Here is a 22,950-nt window from a genome sequence, read left to right as displayed (position 1 = left end):
AGTCCGTTATAGAAATTACGGTTGTTGAACTGTGATTTTGCTTATCGCAATGGAGGGTGGCGAGAGGATTTACACAGGCTGACATTTTATACCTAATGCTTACCAAGTGTCAGAAACAGGCGCGTGGTCGCGCCTGCATTGATAAGATTGTTTATTTTGCGCTGTTAGCCGCTGTATCGAGATGAACGACCGGATTTTCGGTAAATAGATAACGGTCCGCATTGAACTCAAAATCATCGCTGGTTTCGTTAAACAGCATCTGCTTCGTGTTCTCAAGATGCTGCCACATCGCCAGTTTGGCGGCATGAGGATCTTTGCGAATCAGCGCCCGAAGGATCTGGTCATGGTCATCACACCAGTTATCAACCGTGCGCAGGTCGATGTGGTCGTGCAGTTTCTTCCAGTAGGGGTTATGAATGCGCTGAGTCCACATTTTTTCAACAATCGCGGCCAGAGCCGAGTTCTGCGTTGCCAGGGCTACCTGCACATGGAACTGGAGATCCCACTCGGAGTCACGAAAGCTTTTTTCGTTACGTGATTTCTCCTGAATCTCCATCAGCTTCATGATGTCCTGTTTGGTCACCTGCGTGGCGGCAAACTCGGCAATGTTGCTTTCTATGAGCTGACGCGCCTGGAGCAGCTCGAAAGGACCGTAGCTGGCGAATTCCAGGTTTTCATCTGGCGCAACATAATGTCTGGGTTGGTTGGAAATGACGTGGATCCCCGATCCTTTGCGCACCTCAACGTAACCCTCCACCTCGAGCATGATAATTGCTTCACGAACCACGGTACGGCTGACATTTTTTTCATCGGCGATAAAGCGCTCGGCAGGGAGTTTGTCACCCACCAGATAGACGCCTTGCTCAATGCGTTCTTTCAGATCAGCTGCAAGTTGTTGGTACAAACGTCGTGGTTCGGTGATTTCCATATGCGCTCCAGGCATGATACGGCAGACTATATTTGTTATACCACTTTTGCGATTACTGCTCCACTCGCGGCGATAAAAAAGCCGCCAGATAACTGGCGGCTTCGCATTATATACCCTTGATGAAAAACAGCGGGTTAATTTTGCGGAGCAGGATCGCCAGTCTGTGATCCCGAGTCGACCTCGCTGGCCGATTTGTTCTGCAATACCGTCCAGATAACGAGTGCGCCGAGCAGGTCGAATACCGCCAGTACGGCGAACAGCGGGCTAAAGCCGATGGTGTCAGCCAGTGCGCCAACAACCAGTGCAAACAGCGTACTTGCAAGCCAGGCGGACATACCGGTCAGGCCGTTTGCCGTTGCCACTTCATTACGACCAAATACGTCAGAAGAAAGCGTAATCAGCGCACCGGACAGCGCCTGGTGAGCAAAGCCGCCGACGCACAGCAGGGCGATAGCAATGTACGGGCTGGTGAACAGACCAATCATCCCTGGGCCAATCATCAGCAATGCGCCCATGGTGACGACCATTTTACGTGAAACGATCAGGTTAACGCCGAACCAGCGCTGGAACAGCGGCGGTAAGTAGCCCCCAACGATACAGCCCAGGTCAGCAAACAGCATCGGCATCCAGGCAAACATCGCAATCTCTTTCAGGTTAAAGCCGTAGACTTTAAACATGAACAGCGGGATCCAGGCGTTGAAGGTACCCCAGGCCGGCTCTGCCAGGAAACGCGGCAGTGCGATGCCCCAGAACTGGCGGTTACGCAGGATCTGACCGAGCGACATTTTTTTCGAGGTCGCGTTTTTATGCTGTGATTCCTGACCATTCAGAATGTAATCACGTTCTTCATCAGACAGCTTTTTCTGGTCGCGCGGGTGTTTGTAGAACACAAGCCAGCACATCGCCCAGATGAAGCTCAGCGCACCGGAAATAATGAATGCCATCTGCCAGCTGTGCATGACGATTGCCCAGACGACCAGCGGCGGAGCAATCATCGCACCGATAGAAGAGCCGACGTTAAAGTACCCCACGGCAATTGAACGTTCTTTTGCCGGGAACCACTCAGAACTGGCTTTCAAACCCGCAGGGATCATTGCGGCTTCAGCGGCACCTACCGCGCCACGCGCCAGCGCCAGTCCACCCCAACTGCCAGCCAGTGCGGTCGCGCCACAGAAGACGGCCCACAGAACGGCGAACATCGCGTAACCAACTTTTGTGCCGAGCACATCGAGCACGTAGCCGGCAACGGGTTGCATTACGGTGTAAGCAGCAGAATACGCTGCGATGATATAGGAATACTGTTGAGTGGAGATGTGTAACTCTTCCATCAGAGTTGGCGCAGCTGCCGCCACAGTGTTACGTGTCAGGTAACCCAGCACGGTGCCAAGCGTCACCAGTGCAATCATGTACCAACGTAACCCTTTAATTTTACGCATGTAAAACCTCATCGTTTTGTTATGTCCGCGAACGAGCGGTCATCTTCCAGTTCAGGGCGGAGGATGTTCTTTTACGAGGGGGGACCGAAAAAAATCCGGTACTCCCCGAACTTTGCCATGTCAATAATTGTGCTAATTCGGTTTCCGTACCGGTCAATCCGATGGTTATACATCGGTAATTTGCATTCCGTCGGCTTATGTATCGCGACGGCCAAAAGATAACTTGTCATACAGCTTTAAAAGGTGAGTGCCATCACAAAAGTGTGAATCTTCGTGTGGTCATTATTTCGATTCAGCAAAGCCAGCGCTGGCGCGGCTTGACGCGTGATTTACCTCTTTGAGAGTAATTTTTTTGTCACCATTTGTTGATCTAACTCACGAAAATATCTTCAGTGTATGGAAATTGGTGTGATAACTTTGTCAACATCAAAACATAAGCAATCTGACGCACTCGTTGAGAGGAAGACGATAATGACCCCGTTTATGACTGAAGATTTCCTGCTGGACACCGAATTTGCCCGCCGTCTGTACCATGATTACGCCAAAGACCAGCCGATCTTCGATTACCACTGCCATTTACCACCGCAACAAATCGCTGAAAACTACCGTTTTAATAACCTGTATGACATCTGGCTGAAGGGTGATCACTACAAATGGCGTGCGATGCGTACCAATGGCGTCGCTGAGCGCTTGTGTACCGGCGATGCGTCCGATCGCGAGAAGTTTGACGCATGGGCCGCCACGGTTCCGCACACTATCGGTAACCCGCTGTATCACTGGACCCACCTCGAATTACGTCGTCCGTTTGGTATTACAGGTAAGCTGCTTTCTCCTGCGACTGCTGATGAAATCTGGAACCAGTGCAACGAGCTGCTGGCGCAGGATAAATTCTCCGCGCGCGGTATCATGCAGCAGATGAATGTGAAAATGGTCGGCACTACCGATGACCCGATCGACTCTCTGGAGCATCATGCGGCCGTTGCTAAAGACGGAAGCTTTGATGTGAAAGTGCTGCCGAGCTGGCGTCCGGATAAAGCCTTTAACATTGAGCTGGCGACCTTTAATGACTACATGGCGAAGCTCGGTGAAGTGTCTGACACGGATATCCGCCGATTCAGCGATCTGCAAGCTGCACTGACCAAACGTCTGGATCACTTCGCGGCTCACGGCTGTAAAGTTTCTGACCACGCGCTGGACGTGGTGCTGTTTGCCGAATCTAACGAATCTGAACTGGATAGCATTCTGGCGCGTCGCCTGGCGGGTGAAACCCTGAGTGAGCATGAAGTTGCCCAGTTTAAAACCGCCGTGCTGGTGTTCCTTGGTGCGGAATATGCTCGTCGCGAATGGGTACAGCAGTACCACATCGGCGCGCTGCGTAATAACAACCTGCGCCAGTTCAAACTGTTGGGCGCGGATGTTGGCTTCGACTCCATCAATGACCGTCCGATGGCTGAAGAACTGTCCAAACTGCTGAGCAAGCAGAATGAACAGAACCTGCTGCCGAAAACCATTCTCTACTGCCTGAACCCGCGTGATAACGAAGTGCTGGGCACCATGATCGGCAACTTCCAGGGCGAAGGTATGCCGGGCAAGATGCAGTTCGGTTCCGGCTGGTGGTTCAACGATCAGAAAGACGGGATGGAACGTCAGATGACGCAGCTGGCCCAGCTCGGCCTGCTGAGCCGTTTCGTCGGCATGCTGACCGATAGCCGTAGCTTCCTGTCATACACGCGCCATGAATACTTCCGTCGCATTCTGTGCCAGATGATTGGCCGTTGGGTTGCTGCAGGTGAAGCACCGGCAGATATCCAGTTGCTGGGTGAAATGGTCAGAAATATTTGCTTTAACAATGCGCGTGATTACTTCGCCATTGAACTGAACTAAGGCCCGGGTGAAGGTATGCAATACATCAAGATCCATGCGCTGGATAACGTCGCGGTAGCGCTCGCTGATTTGGCTGAAGGAACCGAAGTCACCGTTGATGGGCAGGCGGTAACCCTGCGTCAGGCGGTCTCTCGTGGCCATAAATTCGCTTTACGTGATATTGCGAAAGGCGAAAACGTCATTAAATACGGTTTGCCAATTGGTCATACGCTGGTGGACGTTGCGGCGGGTGAGCATATTCATGCTCACAACACGCGCACTAATCTGAGCGACCTGGACACGTATAGCTACCACCCTGATTTTCAGGCGGAAGTTGCACAACCGGCGGATCGCGATGTGCAGATCTACCGTCGTGCCAACGGCGATGTTGGCGTGCGCAACGAACTGTGGATCCTACCGACGGTAGGCTGTGTTAACGCCATGGCGCGCCAGATGCAGAACCGTTTTCTGAAAGAGACTAACGACGCCGAAGGAATCGACGGCGTGCATCTCTTCAGCCACACCTACGGCTGTTCACAGCTCGGCGACGACCACATTAACACCCGCACCATGCTGCAAAACATGGTGCGTCACCCGAATGCGGGTGCGGTGCTGGTGGTTGGCCTTGGTTGTGAAAACAACCAGGTTGATGCCTTCCGCGAAACCTTAGGCGAGTACGATCCTGAGCGCGTTCACTTCATGGTCTGCCAACATCAGGAAGACGAAGTGGAAGCGGGGATTGAACATCTTCACCAGTTGTACAACGTGATGCGTAACGATAAGCGTGAGCCGGGTAAACTGGGTGAGCTGAAGTTTGGTCTGGAATGCGGCGGCTCTGACGGCCTGTCCGGTATTACCGCCAACCCGATGCTGGGGCGTTTTTCTGACTACGTGATTGCCAACGGCGGCACCACCGTACTGACCGAAGTACCGGAAATGTTCGGCGCCGAGCAACTGCTGATGGACCACTGCCGCGATGAAGAAACGTTCGGCAAGCTGGTCACCATGGTCAATGACTTCAAGCAGTACTTCATTGCTCACGACCAGCCGATCTACGAGAACCCATCGCCGGGCAACAAAGCGGGCGGTATCACCACGCTGGAAGATAAATCTCTCGGCTGCACGCAAAAAGCAGGCTCCAGCCAGGTGGTGGACGTATTGCGCTACGGCGAACGCCTGAAGACGCATGGTCTGAACCTGCTGAGCGCACCGGGTAACGATGCGGTGGCGACCAGTGCCCTGGCGGGCGCGGGCTGTCATATGGTGCTGTTCAGTACCGGTCGCGGTACGCCGTACGGTGGTTTTGTGCCGACGGTGAAAATTGCTACCAACAGCGAGCTGGCGGCGAAGAAAAAGCACTGGATCGACTTTGACGCTGGACAGTTGATCCACGGCAAAGCGATGCCGCAGTTACTGGAAGAATTTGTCGATACCATCGTCGAGTTCGCCAACGGCAAGCAAACCTGCAACGAGCGGAATGATTTTAGAGAGTTAGCGATATTTAAAAGCGGCGTAACGTTGTAGTAAATACCTGATGGTACCTGCATACAGGTCTGCGCAAACCGTAGGCCTGATAAGCGCAGCGCCATCAGGCACAAACCGTTGCCGGATGGCGGCGAACTCGCCTAATCCGGCCTACGAGATAGAATTGGGGTTGCTTGCATGACCGCGTATTGGCTGGCCCAGGGCGTAGGTGTCATCGCCTTTCTGATCGGTATTACCACCTTTTTCAATCGCGATGAGCGCCGGTTCCGGCTGCAACTCGCCGTCTATAGCGCCACCATCGGCGTGCATTTTTTCCTGATGGGGGCCTGGCCTGCGGGAATGAGCGCAGAACTCAACACCATCCGCACACTTGTCTCAATGCATACCCGCAAACTGTGGGTAATGACCGTTTTTATTGTCCTCACCCTGGTTCTCGGGCTGGCGAAATTACAACATGCGATGGAGCTGTTGCCGATAATTGGCACGCTGGCCAGCACCTGGGCGCTGTTCCGCTGCAAAGGGTTAACCGTGCGCTGCGTCATGTGGTGCGCAACTGCCTGTTGGGTTATCCATAATTTCTGGCTGGGATCGATTGGCGGGACGATGATCGAAGGGAGTTTTCTGGTGATGAACGGCCTGAATATTATTCGCTTCCGGCGGATGCAAAAACGCGGAATTGATCCGTTCAAAATTGAAAAAAGCGTACAAGAAAAGAACCCCTCCGCCCGATGACGGAGGGGCGTAGAGATTATCCGCGCAGGGCGTTATTTGCCAGACGCTCGTCTTCTGCCTGGCAGGCTGCAGCGGTAAACAGGACGTCTGTAGAAGAGTTCAACGCCGTTTCACATGAGTCCTGCAATACGCCGATGATAAAGCCAACGGCAACAACCTGCATGGCGATGTCATTCGGGATACCGAACATGTTGCACGCCAGCGGGATCAGCAGCAGAGAACCGCCCGCCACGCCCGATGCACCACAGGCACACAGCGAAGCCACCACGCTCAGTAACAGCGCCGTCGGTAAATCAACCGGAACACCCAGCGTATTCACCGCCGCCAGCGTCAGTACGGTAATGGTGATCGCCGCGCCCGCCATATTGATGGTGGCTCCCAGCGGAATAGACACCGAATAGGTATCACGATCCAGATTCAGTTTCTCACACAGTGCCATGTTCACCGGAATATTTGCTGCCGAACTGCGGGTAAAGAAGGCATACACGCCGCTTTCACGCAGACAGGCCAGCACCAGAGGGTACGGGTTACGGCGAATTTTCCAGAAGACCAGCAGTGGGTTAACCACAAATGCCACCAGCAGCATACAGCCTACCAGTACGGTCAGCAGTTGGGCGTAGCCCCAAAGCGTGGCGAAACCGGTGGTTGCCAGCGTGGAGGAGACCAGACCAAAGATACCGATTGGCGCGAAACGAATCACCAGCTTCACCATAAAGGTGACGGCGTTGGACATATCATTGACCAGATTTTTGGTCGTTTCATTGCCGTGGCGCAGCGCAAAGCCCAGGCCGACAGCCCATACCAGAATACCAATATAGTTGGCGTTCAGCAGAGCATCAATTGGGTTAGAAACCATGCTCATCAGCAGGCTACGCATCACTTCAACAATCCCGGATGGCGGTACGATATCCCCCGCGCTGCTGGAAAGATGCAGTGTTGATGGGAAAGCAAAGCTGAAGACAACGGCGGTTAATGCCGCTGAAAATGTTCCGAGCAGGTAGAGAAACAGAATGGGGCGGATATTGGTTTTTTGCCCGTGCTGGTGGTTGGCGATAGAAGCCATCACCAGCATCAGAACCAGAATTGGCGCCACGGCTTTTAATGCGCCGACGAACAGCGTACCCAGCAAACCAACGGCTTCAGCCGCAGGTTTTGACACCAGTGCCAGTAAAATCCCCAGTACCAAACCGATCAAAATTTGTTTAACCAGGCTCCCTTGCGCCAAACGCGAGAGTAGCCCCGATGAACGTTGCGTAGTCATGTAGTAATCCTTTCATTGTGTTGTTGCCTTACCTTTGTGCGTTCTGTTGACGCATCTTTCAGGATCGGCAAATGTTTGCATGGCTGAGTATAAGGAAAGAACGCGGTTCGGGAAGCGAAATATCCTGGATTCCGCGTTGAGATCATATTTTATAACTTTAACTTAACATTATTTTGACATGATAAACAAAAAGCCCGACGCACGCAGTGTGCTGTCGGGCTTTTCAGCTAGCAGATGAAACTTACTGTATTTGCTGCTTTTTATCGTGCTGGTGGTTGACCCACGCGTTAACAACCAGCGTCACAAACAGAATGCCAAATACCACGCCTAACGAGATAGCGATCGGGATATGGTAAAAATCGACGATCAGCATCTTAATACCGATAAACACCAGAATGACCGACAAGCCGTACTTCAGCATGGAGAAACGCTCCGCCACGCCCGCCAGCAGGAAGTACATCGCGCGCAGACCCAAAATAGCAAACAGGTTCGAGGTCAGCACGATGAACGGGTCGGTGGTCACGGCAAAGATAGCCGGAATACTGTCGACGGCAAAAATCACATCGCTCAGCTCAACCAGAATCAACACCAGCATCAGCGGCGTAACAAACAGCAGGCCGTTTTTACGCACGAAGAATTTTTCATCTTCGATGGTATCGGTCATGCGCAAATGACCGCGCAGCCAGCGTACTAACGGTCTGTCGCCAATACCGGAGGCATCTTCTTTCGCCAGCGCCATCTTCACGCCGGTAAACAACAGGAACGCGCCGAACACGTACAACAGCCACTCAAACTGGGTGATAAGCCAGCTGCCGGCGAAGATCATGATCGTACGCAGCACAATCGCACCCAGCACGCCATACACCAGTACCCGACGCTGCAACGCAGGCGGTACGGAGAAGTAACTGAACAGCATCAACCAGACAAAGACGTTATCTACCGCCAGCGATTTTTCGATCAAATAGCCGGTCAGGAACGCCAGCGCCTGTGGGTCGGCAACGGCGCGCCCCTGGGTTTCCGCCAGGTACCACCAGAAGGCGGCGTTAAACAGTAACGACAGCGTAACCCAGACGATTGACCAGGCCGCAGCCTGCTTCATTGACATCGTATGCGCGCCACGACGACCCTGTAACAGCAGGTCGATGGCCAGCATAATTACCACCACGACAGCGAAGCCACCCCATAACAACGGTGTGCCGACAGTATTCATTGTATTTCCCCATGCATAAAAAAACGGCCAACGCCGAATGACGTTAGCCGCTGCTTTTTATGCATAGACCTTGCCATTCGGCAAGGTCTCACTTACAACAACAAAGGAATACGGTGGCGTATTCCTTTGTTATCGCCCGGTGACCGGATGTGGTTTTTCACACATCGTAATGACGATCAACCGACAACGAAGTTACTCCCCTTTGCGGGTTACAAAATATTACAGGCCATGCTTTCAGTCAATGGCCTGCAACATTCGTTTTACACACCTTTACGCAGTCAGCGATGTTTCCGCTTCGTCTGCCGGGAAAACCACGCCGGTCTGGCGGCGAATCTCCGTTTGCAGTTTGGCGGTGATACGGCTGACGGCCAGTGCCGGGTGATCCACTTCGCCGGATTCAACCAAATGGGCAAAAGCCTCTGCCTCATACAGCATAGTATTGATGTGTTGAGGCGTCGTCAGATCCTGCGTTTTCCCACCGCGTGGCACGAAGCACACCTTTTGGCATTCGGAGATATGCTCGATGACCAGCGATCCCGACTCGCCCTGAATTTCACTGGCTAATACCGAGTCGCTTACTTTTGAGTGCTGGAGCGTAACGCTGAAATCACCGTAATTCATCACTACCACGCCGTGGGCATCCACGCCACTTTCCAGCAGGCTGGCGCTGGCCTGAACGCTCAGCGGTTCGCCCCACAGCGCAACCGCTGAGGCCAGGCAGTAAAAACCGATATCCATAATCGAGCCATTGGAGAATGCCGGATTAAACGTGTTCGGATTTTCACCGTCCAGATAGCGCTGGTAACGCGAGGAGTACTGGCAGTAATTGATAAACGCTTTCCTGATTTTTCCTACTCTGGGTAGTGATTGCTGTAACTGCAGGAAATTAGGCAGGTAGGCGGTTTTAAACGCTTCAAACAGCACGACCTGATTCTCACGCGCGCAGGCGATAGCGGCTTCGGCTTGCGCCAGATTGGAGGCCAGCGGCTTTTCGCAAATAACATGCTTTTTGTGCCGCAAAAACAGCTCGGTCTGTGGAAAGTGCAGGGAGTTAGGGCTGGCGATATAGACAGCGTCGATTGCCTCGCTTTGCGCCATCGCTTCCAGTGAGGTAAACAGATGTTCGACAGGGTAATCGTTGGCGAAGGTCTGTGCCTGCTCAAGGCTACGGGAATAGACTGCGGTTAACTTATACTTGCCGGTTTCATGGGCGGCATCGACAAACTGGCGGGTGATCCAGTTTGTGCCAATTACTGCGAAACGTATCATAAAGGCCTTCAGGCTGCGAAAAGGGATTCTTTTGTCAATTTAGCATGCCCTGAAGACAAAGCCAGTGCGCGACTACGCAGTTTGCTTTAACGATTGTTGCGTTAACCACAGGCGGGTATCGAACTCCAGTTGATGATACTGAGGCTCCATATGACAGCAAAGCTGGTAAAACGCTTTGTCATGTTCTTTTTCTTTCAGATGCGCCAGTTCATGAACGACTATCATGCGTAAAAAGGGTTCTGGGGCGCTGCGAAACACGGTGGCGACGCGGATCTCCGCTTTGGCTTTGAGCTTACCGCCCTGCACGCGAGAGACGGCGGTATGCAGCCCAAGTGCATTCTTCAGAACGTGGATCTTGCTGTCATACATGACTTTATTCAGCGGCGGGGCGTTACGCAGAAACTGATTTTTCAGATCCTGGGTATATTGCCAGAGCGCTTTGTCGGTCGCGAAGTCATGCGTACCCGGATAGCGCTTCTCCAGCACTGCGCCCAGGCGCTGCTCAGCAATCAGCGTTCTCACTTGAGAAAGCAAATGTTCCGGGTAGCCCTGGAGGTAAGTTAGTTGGTTCATTCATGTCCACGCAAATCATAAAAGTGTATACTCACGCACCCTTTTCAGGGATACGCCGAAATTTTACCATTCAGGAGGGCCGATGAGCCACATAGACAACGGTTTCCGTTCGCTGTCACTTAAACGTTTCCCGGAAACGGATGACGTTAACCCGCTGCTGGCGTGGGAAGCTGCAGATGAATATCTGCTGCAACAGCTGGACGATACCGAGATTAGCGGCCCGGTGCTGATCCTGAATGATACCTTCGGCGCGCTGGGCTGTGCGCTGGCGGAACATACGCCGTACAGCATCGGCGATTCCTATCTCAGCGAGCTTGCCACGCGCGAGAACCTGCGTCACAACGATATTGCCGAGTCGAGCGTCAAGTTCCTCGACAGTACCGCTGACTATCCGCAGGCGCCGGGCGTGGTGCTGATTAAGCTGCCAAAAACCATGGCGCTGCTGGAGCAGCAACTGCGTGCGCTGCGCGAAGTGGTAACGCCAGAAACGCGCATCATCGCCGGGGCAAAAGCGCGTGATGTACATACCTCGACGCTGGAACTGTTTGAAAAAGTGCTGGGTCCAACCACTACTACGCTGGCGTGGAAAAAAGCCCGATTGATCAACTGTACGTTCAGCAAACCGGAGCTGGCCGCTGCCTCGCAAACGCTAAGCTGGAAGCTGGAAGGCACCGACTGGACTATCCATAACCACGCCAACGTCTTCTCCCGTACCGGGCTGGATATCGGCGCGCGCTTTTTTATCGAGCATCTGCCGGAAAACCTCGAAGGGGAGATTGTGGATCTCGGTTGCGGCAACGGCGTCATCGGTATGACGCTGCTGGCGAAAAACCCAGAAGCCAGCGTGGTATTTGTTGATGAATCGCCAATGGCGGTGGCTTCAAGCCGCCTGAACGTGGAAAGTAACATGCCTGAAGCGCTGGATCGCTGCGAGTTTATGATTAACAACGCGCTGTCTGGTGTTGAACCGTTCCGCTTTAACGCTGTGCTGTGCAACCCACCGTTCCACCAGAAGCACGCGCTGACGGATAACATTGCCTGGGAAATGTTCCACCACGCCCGCCGCTGCCTGAAAATCAACGGTGAGCTGTACATCGTAGCTAACCGTCACCTCGACTACTTCCACAAGCTGAAGAAGATATTCGGCAACTGCGTGACCATCGCCACCAATAATAAATTCGTGGTGCTGAAAGCGGTCAAAACCGGTCGCCGTCGGTAATAGCGGGTGCCGGATGCGGCTAACGCCTTATCCGGCCTACGAAATACATCCTGTTAAATTTCCAGTGCCAGTCGGGTGCCTTGCGCAATAGCGCGTCGGGCATCCAGTTCCATCGCCACATCGCAGCCGCCGATCAGATGCACCGTTTTACCAGCCGCGTGCAGCGGATCGACCAGCTCACGGCGCGGCTCTTGTCCGGCACAAATCACCACGTTATCCACGTTAAAGATCACCTGTTCACCGTTCAACACAACGTGTAACCCATCATCATCAATCTTCTGATAGCTGACTGCCGGGATCATTTTCACGCCGCGTGAGAGCAGGGTGGCGCGATGGATCCAGCCCGTCGTTTTACCTAAACCTTGTCCCGGTTTGCTGGCTTTGCGCTGTAACATCACTATCTGGCGCGGGCTGCGGGATAAGTGCGGGCCTTCCGGGCGTAAGCCGCCAGGCTGTTGCAGACTGGTGTCGATCCCCCATTCCACGCAGAACTCCGCAATGTTCTGGCTGGTGGGTTCACCGGGTTGACTCAGATACATTGCGGTATCAAAACCGATCCCGCCGCAGCCCACGATCGCCACGCGTTTTCCCACTGGCGTTTTATCGCGCAGAACGTCGAGATAGCTCAGTACCTTAGGATGATCGATCCCCTCGATCGGCGGCATACGAGGCTCGATCCCACTGGCAAGGATCACTTCGTCGAAGGTGTGCAGATCGTGTGCGCTGACAAAGTGATTCAGCTTCAGGGTCACGCCAGTCACGTCGATCATCCGACGGTAGTAGCGCAGGGTTTCATAGAATTCTTCTTTGCCGGGGATCTGTTTGGCGATATTAAACTGCCCGCCAATCTCGCCATGTGCGTCAAACAGCGTCACGTGATGCCCGCGCGCTGCGGCATTAATGGCGAAGGCGAGGCCCGCAGGACCCGCACCGACAACCGCCAGATTCTTTGGCGTAGCTGCCGCAACAATCGGCATTTTGGTTTCATGGCAAGCGCGCGGATTGACCAGGCAAGAGGTGACTTTGCCGACGAAGATCTGATCCAGACAGGCCTGGTTACAGCCGATACAGGTGTTGATCTCATCCGCTCGTCCGGTTTGCGCTTTTGACAGCAGCTCGGCATCGGCGAGGAACGGACGGGCCATCGACACCATATCAGCATCACCTTGGGCCAGAATGTCATCGGCGACCTGGGGATCGTTAATGCGGTTGGTGGTGACCAGTGGGATTGTCACATGCCCTTTTAGCTTACGCGTCACCCAACTAAACGCGCCGCGCGGTACCGGGGTAGCGATAGTGGGAATACGCGCCTCATGCCAGCCAATACCGGTGTTAATAATGGTGGCCCCCGCGGCTTCTATAGCCTGCGCCAGCTGAACGGTTTCGTCGAAGGTTCCGCCGTTTTCCACCAGATCGAGCATCGACAGGCGGAAGATAATAATAAAGTCATTCCCGGCACGCTGACGTACCGCTCGCACCACCTCAACGGCAAACCGCATGCGGTTGGCATACTCACCACCCCATTGGTCATCGCGCTGGTTGGTACGCAGGGTCAGGAATTCGTTGATGAGATACCCTTCCGACCCCATCACTTCCACGCCATCGTAGCCCGCTTCCCGCGCCAGCTGTGCGCAGTGGGCAAAATCTTCAATCAACTGCAGCACTTCATCGTGCGTTAATTCATGTGGCGTAAAGCGGTTAATGGGGGCCTGAATGGCAGAAGGGGCTACCAGGTGCGGCTGGTAGCTGTAACGCCCGGTGTGCAGGATTTGCAGGGCGATTTTGCCGCCTTCATCATGCACTGCATCGGTAATGACGCGATGGTGTGCAAGCTGGCTGGTGTCGTTCAGCATCGCGCCGCCTTCCATCCCTACACCGGAAAGCGCAGGCGCAATGCCTCCGCTCACAATCAAAGCCACACCGTGACGGGCACGCTCGGCGTAGAACGCGGCCAGCCGTTCTGCACCATCGGGATACTCTTCCAGTCCGGTATGCATTGAACCCATCAGCACGCGGTTTTTAAGCGTGGTGAAGCCTAAATCGAGCGGAGCGAATAGCGACGGATAGCTCATAAAGGTGTCCAGTATGTAAAATTATTGTTATGTGGTCGGATGAGTTAATAATTTAGCCGTCGCCGCGTAAAAGGGAAAAGGGGAATGCCGTGATTGTGATGGGATTCAAAAAAGGAGTGGGGCCGGAGAATGAATTTGCCGGATATCGGCGCAAGCATCTAATCCGGCCTGTGAAAATGTGTCCTTTGTAGGCCGGATAAGCGAAGCGCCATCCGGCGTTATGTCACAGATTACTGTTTTTTAAGAAAATCGTTATACAGCATATAGAGATGCGCCGCGCTCCAGGAGAAGTTCGGTGCGCCCTGCTGTGCGCCGGTCAATGGGTTATAGTTTTCCTGAATCGGACCGTCTGCGGTGAGGCCTTTGGCGTGGCTGAAGAAGGTATCCGCCAGTTTTAACGCGTCATCGCGATAGCCGTAACGCTCCATCCCTTTTAGCCCGAACCAGAACTGATCCACCCAGACGCGCCCGCGCCAGTAGATATCCGCGCCGAAAGCCGGGTTGGTCAGCGCCGCCGTGCCAAGCGGGACAAAGGTGTTGAACTCTTTGGGGTCGAGCATCACCTTAACCACCGCGTCCGCATGGGGCTGCGTTGCTGCGCCGTTAAACAGCGGTGACCAGCCTTCCGGCCCTTTGCCACGTTCGACGATCGGTTTACCCGCACAGCCGTTTGCCAGCGGTTGGTCCTCAATGCGAACGTCATAATAGAATTTTGTTGTCGGGTCGAACATGCAGGTATTGATGTAATCTGCGAGTTTTTGCGCCAACTGGCGATAGCGTTGCGCCTCTTGGTGTTTGCCGAGCAGGGTTGCCATCTGCGCCAGATAATGGTTGTCGCTGTACATGTAGCTGGCCTGATCGACTGACTCCTGCAACAGCGAGTAACCCAGCAAATTACCGTCTTTACTGCGATTTTCGGCAAATTTCACCACCCAATCGCTGCGTTTTCCACCACCCGCGACGTATTTATCCAGTTGATCTTTATCGATAAAACCGAATACAGCCGCATCGTCACGACCGGACTCCCACGAGGCGGCAACCTGCGCTGGGATCTCCAGGCTGTCATACTGACCCTTATCGATCACGGTGGCGTAGTTGTTAAGCCCGGAGAGCGTTTCTTCCTTGTCGCCTTTTTTCACCGTAAACAACATTTCGCCGCGGTCAGTATTGTGGGCTTTATCGCGGGTAGCGCCGTATTCCGGCACGCCGTTGCCGTTATGATCGCGGTTACGCAGCCACCAGTCGTGATACGCAACCAGCTTTGGATACATCTCTTCGAGCCAGGCCTTGTCTTTGGTGACGTTGTAGACCTCCATCACCGACCAGGCCGCCAGGCTGGGCTTGGTGTTGCGCTCGTTCCAGTTACCGCCGTCGCCGCCGCGTTCCGGGCTGAGATTCCAGGCAATCAGGTCGGGAATGAATCCGGCATCCTGCGGGCGAACCGGATCACCGGGTTTAACCTGCCATGAAAAGACGGCGCGAATATTCTCTTTGGCGATCTCCGGGTTAAAGTGCGCCATGGCGAAGGCTTGTTTCCAGGTGTCCCACGGCCAGGTTTGGTTGCCGGAGAACCAGCGGCCGGTGACCGATGGCGTCACGGTATTGTGTTTTACCGCACCGCCTGGTGAGCGCCAGTTGCCGTTCAGCGTTTCAATAGCTTTTACCGCGACCCGGGTTTGTTCCGTTGTGGCATCCGGGTTAGTTAAGCCTTTTTGCAGATAATCTGCCCAGCGCTTTTGTGATGCAGCAAGATACCAGGCCGGGCGCGCCAGAATATCGCGGATCTGCGGCTGCTCTTTCGCCACATCCTCGGCGGTAAGCAGATGAGACCAGGTGGTGTAAATGGTTGTCGAACCACTGATATGGGCCTTCCCCGTAAAGCGATGACCGTTAACCGTGGTTTTCATAGCGACAGATTTATGCACCTGATACTCCGACTCACCGGAGGTGAGCAGATCCCAGGTTGAGCGCACTTTGCCGAAGGTGACTTTCAGACCGTCGTGCGTGGCGGTGATTTTGCGCTGATAGCCAGGGAATTCGCTATCAATGGTTTTATCCGACAGCGCTTTTCCCTCTTTGGCTTCCAGTTTCTCCAGCAGCTCGCCGTCCCACACCAGATCCAGCGGCGTGTTGCTGGTGATTTTGGTTTCCAGCAGCGAGGTGCGCGGGCTGGCAAAACGCAGCGTCATCTCTATTTGCACATGCTTAGATGACAGCTTTTGCACCAGCGCGCCGGGAATGCTGTAGGCCTCAAGCGCGAAATCGACCTTTTTACCGTGCTGGTACACCGTCAGACGGTCAAAATTATTGGCCATAAAATTGATGTATTCTTCGGTCAGCAACGCCACGCCTGGAAAGCCGCCCATCGTTGCAGGGCCGTCCGGGAGCAAATGACCGTGCCAGGCGCCAAGATCGAAAAATGGATTAAAGCGCTGGTGGTCGTCGTGATCGTAGTCATGCATGTAGCCCGGCGCACCGGTGCGATTAATGATGTTTTTAAAGTCGTTAGCACTGTCGGCATGTGCGGAGAAGTTCATCAGCAGGATACAGGCCAGCGGCGTAAGAATAGGTTTCATGTTCATGGTATTCCGGTCCTTGTTACCAATAGAAATATTGCATCAGGAAGATTTGGTCGCTCGGGTCGCCGGATGCATTCTGCATATAGAACCGACTGTCGAAGGCGGTAGCGAAACGGCCGCCGCCGTATTCATACCAGATACCGAACTGCATAAAGGAAGTGGTTTCGTCCTCGGCGCGATCCGGTCGGTGTTTGGCGTAGCTATAAGCAGTGGAGAGGTAAACGCCTTTTAGCGCTTCATACATTGCGCTGACCATATAGCCGGTTTCGGTGCCGGACACATCCAGCCCGTCGGCGCGGCCCGTGTGGTGCCAGGCGCGGGCGGCGAAGTTGGGCGAAAGGATGCCGGTCAGGAACAGCTGTCCGGTACCATCTGTGATCTCCAGGCCGTTCATCCAGGTTACGCCTTCAGTCAGGTCGTACTGGATATAGCCGTTCATCATGGCCGGATAGGTATATTTATCGTCGTAGCGATCGTATTTACCAAAGTGCAGCCAGGCTTTGCTCTCGTCGTGGTGTCCGGCGGGCGTTGCTGTCACGCTGTAGCGCAAAGGACCGGTCAGGTTTTGCACCTTAATGGCAGTCATGATGTCACGGGTGTTGGGAATAACGTAGCCCAGGTCTGGAGTGAAATCCCCCCACCATTGCAGGTCATCCAGCGAAGAGTCCTGGCGCAGGCTGAGCATCAGCTCCGTTCCGTCATTGGTACGATAACCGCCGTAAAAGCGGTTGATCCCGCCCTCGAATCCGCCCCAGCTATGGTCAGGAACCCAGGCATTGCCCTGATGGTCGGCCTGCACGGTCCAGCCCTCGCCGTAGATCAGACCAAACCAAGAGCCGTGTTTTATCTCCAGGCCACCTTCTATATAGGTACCATCACTGTATTTATGTTTGTCTTGTCCTTCTAAATCCATATATCCCCCCATGCCCAATTCGCCATAAAAGCGAAATGAGGGGGAAGATATTTCTGGCGTTTTCGTGTCGTCGTGTTCTGCAGGGCGAACTTCTTCTGCACCCAGAGAGGAGACGCAGAAAAAGGGCAGGGCAATAATTGCCCTGCAACAATGGCTAATATTTTTCATGCTTCGATCCTAAGCAAATAAAATTTAATTTTTATTGTTATAGCCTTGGCGAATATTGTTTATTGTTATTATGTTTTAGTCATTAATTGATGTCTGAAGCAGGGGCTGCCTCAATAGCTTTTTCTTCTTTGGTTAGCCCTTTGATATATTTACTGTATTTCCACCAGGCAAAACCGAGGAAAATAACAATCCCACCGACGTTATAGAAAATAATGGTCATGATGTTACCGCCGGTCGGGAAGGTAGAGGCAATAAATCCGATGGTGAAAAGAACGATCAGCATCGACACTACAACAATGCCGGTTTTTTGCGAACCCATACGGAAGTCGCGCGGTAAGTGGTCCAGTTTTGCACGCAGATTCAGGTAAGCCAGCATAATAAACAGCGGCGGCAGCATCGAGGCGGCGGCGGTCATGTTGATGATAGTGTTCATTAAATCCTGCACGGTATTGGAGCCGAGCGTCGGGATAATCATCAGCGGGATAACGATCAGGAACTGGATCCATGCTGCACGGGCCGGGACGCCGTTTTCATTCAGTTCGACGGTTTTTTTACCGAAAATACCCGCCGGAATTTCAGAGAAGAAGATCTTCACCGGCGTTGCGGTCCACATCAGCAGGGAGCCGAACATCGCGGTAAAGGAGACCAGGCCGACAAAGCGGTTAACGACCAGCTCCGGCAGGCCGAAATATGCCGCCAGGCCGTGGAATACCTGCACCGATCCACCGGTAAACTTCAGCTCTTTGCTGCTGACGAAGACGTTAATCAACACCGAGGAGATGGAATAGAGCACGCCGATAAAAATTCCGGCAATGATAATGACCTTCACGAACGATTTGGAGCCGCCCTTGACGTCGTTGACGTACACCGCCACCGACTCCGCGCCGCCTGCCGCCATAAAAATCCAGGTGGTGATACCGAGGAAGGCCCAGTTAAAATTCGGGATCATTGCGTCTACGGTGATAGGGTCAGCAGGCTGTACGCCGCCAACCAGCGCCGTACCTGCCAGTAAAATATAGGACAGCGTCAGCAGCAGCATCAACGTGGAGGTGACCGAGGTAATCGGCCCTAACATTTTTGCACCATTGGTCGAAACCCAGGTGGAGAAGGCAAACAGCACCATACTTAACACGGTGGTTGCGAACGGCGTCAGAATGTATTCGTAGCCTAAAAAAGCATATGAGGCGTAGGCAATAACGCGGGGCAAAAGCGAGGTAAAAAAGAACAGGTTAACGAACCAGTAGGTGTAGGCAGTAATAAATGCCCAACGTCCACCCAGCGAACTTTTTACCCATGCGTAGACACCGGCTTCGGAGTTTTTATTCAGCGAAACAAATTCGGCGATGATTAAGCAAAACGGAATAAAGTAGAAAATCGTCGCGAGGAAAAACATCGGTGCGGATGCCAGACCAAGCTCAATATTATTGTTGATTACGTTATTAAAACTATAAACCGCGGCAAAGGTGAGTGAAAGTAAGCCGAACTTGCCGATGGTATTACGTTTGGTATCAGACATAGCACATCTCCGATTCCTGATTATTATAGGGTACTGGCGGCGCAACGTCGGCGCCGCCTGTGTTTTTATTTATTATGAAAATAACCATCTTCGATGGTGACTTTGAGTACGACTTTTTTCACTGCGTTATTACAAATAAAACGATAGGCTTCATGGTTGTCACAAATAACCATTTGTCCTTCGTGCACTTCGACGGTTTTTCCACAACCTTTCAGATATTCGCGATCGGTTTCATCGCGATAATATTCAACCACCTGGAGATCCTCTTTGGCGGCATACTCTATTTTTTGCTGCCCTTGCAGGTAGTAATGGATCTCAAAATAACGACGATGACCGGTAAACAGCGCATCGGTCGCGGAGTCTGTCTCCACGCGGTAGCTCAGGGAATCACCGATAGAGTGGGCGACGCCTGGCTGAATATTGTCAATATTTTCAATAGCCTCGACGCAGCGTTGCCATTTCCGACCTGAAGCATAGCGTTGCTGGAACTGCTCTAAGTTGTCGATGATCCTCATTTTGTATTCTCGCTGTGCATATTCGTGGAAAAGAACCCGGTGCCAAAGGCGCGGTTTGCGGTGGTTTGAGCGCCAGATTCGCTGCCGGAAACCGGCAACAACGTGAAGCCGTAGCTGAATGACGTAAACCAGACGCGCCAGGAATCGAGTACTTCACTTCCCCACGAGTTGGAACCTAAGCCCAGCAACTGGTGGTCCAGATTCAGGGTGATGTCATCGCTACGCTGTAGCGCGTTGCAGTGTTGTGCGGCAAAGATATTTTCTGGCGTATAGCGCCAGGCGCTCAGGTTGACAGGGCGCTGCGGAACCACCAGCAGACCGTTGCCGTGGCGGTTGGTTAGCGTTGCCCAGCGCACGTCCTGACGATTGCCGTTGTTTTGCGGGAAAGGATAATTTTCGAACATATCATCCACGCTGCTGCGCCAGATGTCGATGATGTTGGCCTGCTGGCTATCGGCATAGTTTTCACCTGGACCACGTCCGTAATACGCCACCTGGCCCAAATCACCGTTGATACCCATCGTGAAACCGATGCACGGAATAATGTCCCGGTACTCGCCGTAAGGCTGGCCAGAAAGTTCCACATTCAGCTGACCGTCCGCGGCAATACGCCAGCGATAGGTGCAGCGCATACCGAAATCGAATACCGGCGGGGCGATAATGGTCTGGCTGGTTATCAGCAGCGCATCATCGGTTTGCTCAAGGGTAAACTCGCGCAGATGCTCCTGCATAATCTGTAAATGATTCGGCTGCCAGAGGCCTTCGAACTCTTGCTTGTGGTTATCAATGGTCGGTTTGAAGAAATTAATCTTCGGCTCGCGGGTAATCAGCTCTTCGCCATTGACGTTCCAGGCGATCGGTTTACCGGTCAGCTTTGAGAAGGTCAGATGGAAGTTATAACCGCGAACGGTGCAGCTCTGCCGGCTGTCTTCCAGTGTCAGAGGGTTGGCGTTTTGCAGGCTAAACGGTACGGCAGCCGCCGTTCTGGCCTTCAGCGGGAACTGATAAGTCGCGATGTGATGCCCGGCTTCGCTGTATGACGTGCGGGAATCTTTCGTCACGGTGACGTTAAGGAACGCTTCGCGCGCATCCAGCTCCGGCAGTGCGCATTGCAGCAGCGCGTCGCTGTTGGGAGGAACGTCGCGCAGTTTTATCTGCTGAACAGAGAGCGTATCTCCTTCGGCGCGAACCTCAATATGCAAGGTGTAGTCGTCAAGCGTGGTGAACCAGAGTTTGTTTTCTACCCGTAGCTCGCCGCGGGCCAGATCCTGTGCGCGCACTTTCACCGGCGCAATTACCTGCTTGTACTCTTTCAGTCCCGGTCCTGGAGTTTGATCGGAATAAATCAGGCCATCAAGGCAGAAGTTGTAGTTGTTCGGATAGTCGCCGTAGTCGCCGCCATAGTTGTACCAGACGTTGCCGTCGTCATCTTTAGCCTGAATCCCGTGATCGCACCACTCCCAGACATAGTGCCCCTGAATGCAATCATGCTGATAGAAGACGTTCTGATATTCCGTTAGCCCGCCGGGACCGTTGCCCATGGCGTGAGCATATTCACAGATGATGCGCGGTTTAGGATGCGGATATTCACCAAACTCATTCATCAGCGGCACGCGGGTGTACATGGTGGAGATGATATCCACCACTTCAGCGTCACGATCTTCTTCGTAATGGATCAGACGCGTGTCATCCAGCGCTTTCGCAGCGTGATACATGGCGCGGATGTTACAGCCGTATCCGGATTCGTTACCGAGCGACCAGATGATGATCGAAGGGTGGTTTTTCTGCGCATGGACGTGGCGCACGATGCGCTCAACGTAGACATTTTCCCACAGTGGATCGTCGGTGATCCGACTGATATCGCCGATATTGGCGAAGCCGTGAGATTCAACGTCTGTTTCGGCCATCACGAACAGGCCGTAGATATCGCACAATTCATAGAAGCGCGGATCGTTCGGGTAATGGGCGGTGCGTACGGAGTTAATGTTGTGCTGCTTCATTAACAGCAGATCTTTTTCAACGCGATCCATACCGACCGCGCGGCCCTTAAGATGATCGTTATCGTGGCGGTTAACGCCATGCAGCATCACGTAGCGGTTATTGATGTAAAACAGACCGTCGCGAACTTTAATATCGCGGAATCCAACGCGCTGTGGCACGACCTCAAGGATGTTGCCGCTGGCATCTTTCAGCGTCATCACCAGATGGTAGAGATACGGCGATTCCGCCGACCACTGCTGCGGCGCGCTAACCTTGAAATGAAAAGCGGTCTGCGTTTGTTTATCCACTTTTAGGGCGTTAATCACATCGCTATGCAGCGCCTTCTCACCGTCAAACAAGGTGTATTCGAGCGACGCTATCGCTGGCGTAGAGGCCAGGTTTTCCAGCGCAATGTCGCAGGAGAGGGTGGCGTCGCGATAGTCATCATCGAACTCGGTGCGAACGGTAAAATCCTGAATGTGGGTCGCCTGTTTGCCGACCAGATAGACGTCGCGGAAAATTCCCGCCGACCACCACATATCCTGGTCTTCAACGTAGGTGGAATCAGCCCATTGCATTACGCGAACGCACAGCAGGTTATCACCGGTCTTCACCACCGCGCTGATATCAAATTCGGCCGTCAGGCGGCTGCCTTTACTGAAGCCAACGTACTGACCATTCACGTAAATTTCGAAGTAGGTTTCTACGCCATCAAACTTAATCAGCGTCTGTTTGCCCTGCCAGCCTTCGCTGAGGGTGAAAATGCGCTGATAGGCCCCGGTGGGGTTATTGGTCGGAACGTAGGGAACATCAATCGGGAAAGGAAAACCTTCGTCGGTATACTGCAGCTTACCGTGTCCTTCCATCTGCCACATGCCGGGGACGGTGATGCTGCCCCAGTCGTTCATAAATTGCGACGTAAAGGCTTCCGGCACCTGTAGCGGATGCTCAAAGAACTGAAAATTCCACTGACCGCTTAGCAACTGAAAGAGGCTGCTGGTTTCGCGGGCAAACGAGCGAGCCTGCGCAACGGAGTCATAAGAGAAAAAATATGCGCGTGGCGCCAGTCGATTTTCGTGGGTGAGCTGAATGTTTTCCCAGCGATTCATAAGGCCTCCCGGTGGAGAAAAATCGGAACCATTCATTTTAATGGTGAGTAAGTGTGATTGATGGTGATTTTAGTAAAAGTTTTACTAAAATATAGCGAGTGAGGTGATTTACTTTAACTGGA

At 53.3% G+C, this 22,950-nt stretch carries 16 protein-coding genes; 4 read left to right on the top strand and 12 right to left on the bottom strand.

Annotation, left to right across the window (positions count from 1 at the left end; translation table 11 throughout):
- Positions 1–151: 151 nt before the first annotated feature.
- Together exuR and OGX86_RS21415 are read right to left on the bottom strand one after the other, a co-directional pair.
- Entirely contained in the window at positions 152–928 is a 777-nt protein-coding gene (exuR, locus tag OGX86_RS21420) for a transcriptional regulator ExuR (protein ID WP_003828559.1), read from the bottom strand.
- A gap of 134 nt (positions 929–1,062) precedes the next feature.
- A complete protein-coding gene (locus OGX86_RS21415; RefSeq protein ID WP_003828557.1) occupies positions 1,063–2,364 on the bottom strand; it encodes an MFS transporter in 1,302 nt (433 codons plus the stop codon).
- 471 nt (positions 2,365–2,835) lie between these two features.
- Here OGX86_RS21415 and uxaC point away from each other — a divergent pair, with 471 nt between their 5' ends.
- The 3 genes from uxaC to OGX86_RS21400 all read left to right on the top strand — a co-directional run bounded on the left by uxaC (position 2,836) and on the right by OGX86_RS21400 (position 6,444).
- Positions 2,836–4,248: a glucuronate isomerase gene (uxaC, locus tag OGX86_RS21410; RefSeq protein ID WP_003024811.1), complete on the top strand. Its 1,413-nt coding sequence runs from the start codon at positions 2,836–2,838 to the stop codon at positions 4,246–4,248.
- 15 nt (positions 4,249–4,263) lie between these two features.
- Positions 4,264–5,751 carry a UxaA family hydrolase gene (locus tag OGX86_RS21405; protein WP_032945078.1) on the top strand — a complete coding sequence of 496 codons (1,488 nt, stop codon included), beginning with the start codon at positions 4,264–4,266 and terminating at the stop codon, positions 5,749–5,751.
- 138 nt (positions 5,752–5,889) lie between these two features.
- Positions 5,890–6,444, top strand: a complete 555-nt coding sequence (locus OGX86_RS21400) for a YgjV family protein (RefSeq protein WP_234103426.1) — start codon at positions 5,890–5,892, stop codon at positions 6,442–6,444.
- Positions 6,445–6,460: 16 nt separating this feature from the next.
- Here OGX86_RS21400 and sstT read toward each other — a convergent pair whose 3' ends face one another.
- The 4 genes from sstT to OGX86_RS21380 all read right to left on the bottom strand — a co-directional run bounded on the left by sstT (position 6,461) and on the right by OGX86_RS21380 (position 10,757).
- Positions 6,461–7,705, bottom strand: a complete 1,245-nt coding sequence (sstT, locus tag OGX86_RS21395) for a serine/threonine transporter SstT (protein ID WP_048215489.1) — start codon at positions 7,703–7,705, stop codon at positions 6,461–6,463.
- A 241-nt stretch (positions 7,706–7,946) separates the two neighbouring features.
- Positions 7,947–8,915 carry a TerC family protein gene (locus tag OGX86_RS21390; RefSeq protein WP_048216385.1) on the bottom strand — a complete coding sequence of 323 codons (969 nt, stop codon included), beginning with the start codon at positions 8,913–8,915 and terminating at the stop codon, positions 7,947–7,949.
- Between the two features lie 270 nt (positions 8,916–9,185).
- On the bottom strand, positions 9,186–10,184 hold the full coding sequence (locus tag OGX86_RS21385) for a Gfo/Idh/MocA family protein (RefSeq protein WP_136392362.1): 999 nt from the start codon (positions 10,182–10,184) through the stop codon (positions 9,186–9,188).
- A 72-nt stretch (positions 10,185–10,256) separates the two neighbouring features.
- A complete protein-coding gene (locus tag OGX86_RS21380; protein WP_008785867.1) occupies positions 10,257–10,757 on the bottom strand; it encodes a M48 metallopeptidase family protein in 501 nt (166 codons plus the stop codon).
- A gap of 82 nt (positions 10,758–10,839) precedes the next feature.
- On the opposite strand from OGX86_RS21380, the gene rlmG reads away from it, so the two are divergent.
- On the top strand, positions 10,840–11,976 hold the full coding sequence (gene rlmG / locus OGX86_RS21375; protein ID WP_008785866.1) for a 23S rRNA (guanine(1835)-N(2))-methyltransferase RlmG: 1,137 nt from the start codon (positions 10,840–10,842) through the stop codon (positions 11,974–11,976).
- Positions 11,977–12,029: 53 nt separating this feature from the next.
- Here the strand turns inward: rlmG and OGX86_RS21370 are convergent, their stop codons facing one another.
- From OGX86_RS21370 to ebgA, 6 genes are all read right to left on the bottom strand, one after another.
- On the bottom strand, positions 12,030–14,048 hold the full coding sequence (locus OGX86_RS21370; RefSeq protein ID WP_128317120.1) for an NADPH-dependent 2,4-dienoyl-CoA reductase: 2,019 nt from the start codon (positions 14,046–14,048) through the stop codon (positions 12,030–12,032).
- A gap of 230 nt (positions 14,049–14,278) precedes the next feature.
- Positions 14,279–16,630 carry an alpha-glucosidase gene (gene ygjK / locus OGX86_RS21365; protein WP_286640644.1) on the bottom strand — a complete coding sequence of 784 codons (2,352 nt, stop codon included), beginning with the start codon at positions 16,628–16,630 and terminating at the stop codon, positions 14,279–14,281.
- Positions 16,631–16,646: 16 nt separating this feature from the next.
- Positions 16,647–17,708, bottom strand: coding sequence for a protein YgjJ (ygjJ, locus tag OGX86_RS21360; RefSeq protein ID WP_032945071.1), 1,062 nt, complete (start codon positions 17,706–17,708; stop codon positions 16,647–16,649).
- A gap of 82 nt (positions 17,709–17,790) precedes the next feature.
- Positions 17,791–19,224, bottom strand: coding sequence for an amino acid permease (locus tag OGX86_RS21355; RefSeq protein ID WP_003828538.1), 1,434 nt, complete (start codon positions 19,222–19,224; stop codon positions 17,791–17,793).
- A 65-nt stretch (positions 19,225–19,289) separates the two neighbouring features.
- On the bottom strand, positions 19,290–19,739 hold the full coding sequence (locus OGX86_RS21350; RefSeq protein ID WP_003828536.1) for a beta-galactosidase subunit beta: 450 nt from the start codon (positions 19,737–19,739) through the stop codon (positions 19,290–19,292).
- Positions 19,736–22,828: a beta-galactosidase subunit alpha gene (ebgA, locus tag OGX86_RS21345; RefSeq protein WP_048225656.1), complete on the bottom strand. Its 3,093-nt coding sequence runs from the start codon at positions 22,826–22,828 to the stop codon at positions 19,736–19,738. The genes OGX86_RS21350 and ebgA overlap by 4 nt, the downstream gene beginning before the upstream one ends.
- Between the last annotated feature and the right edge of the window lie 122 nt (positions 22,829–22,950).

This window comes from Citrobacter sp. Cpo040 (assembly GCF_030332915.1).
Lineage (GTDB): Bacteria > Pseudomonadota > Gammaproteobacteria > Enterobacterales > Enterobacteriaceae > Citrobacter > Citrobacter portucalensis.
This window is presented reverse-complemented; position numbering and strand designations above follow the sequence as displayed.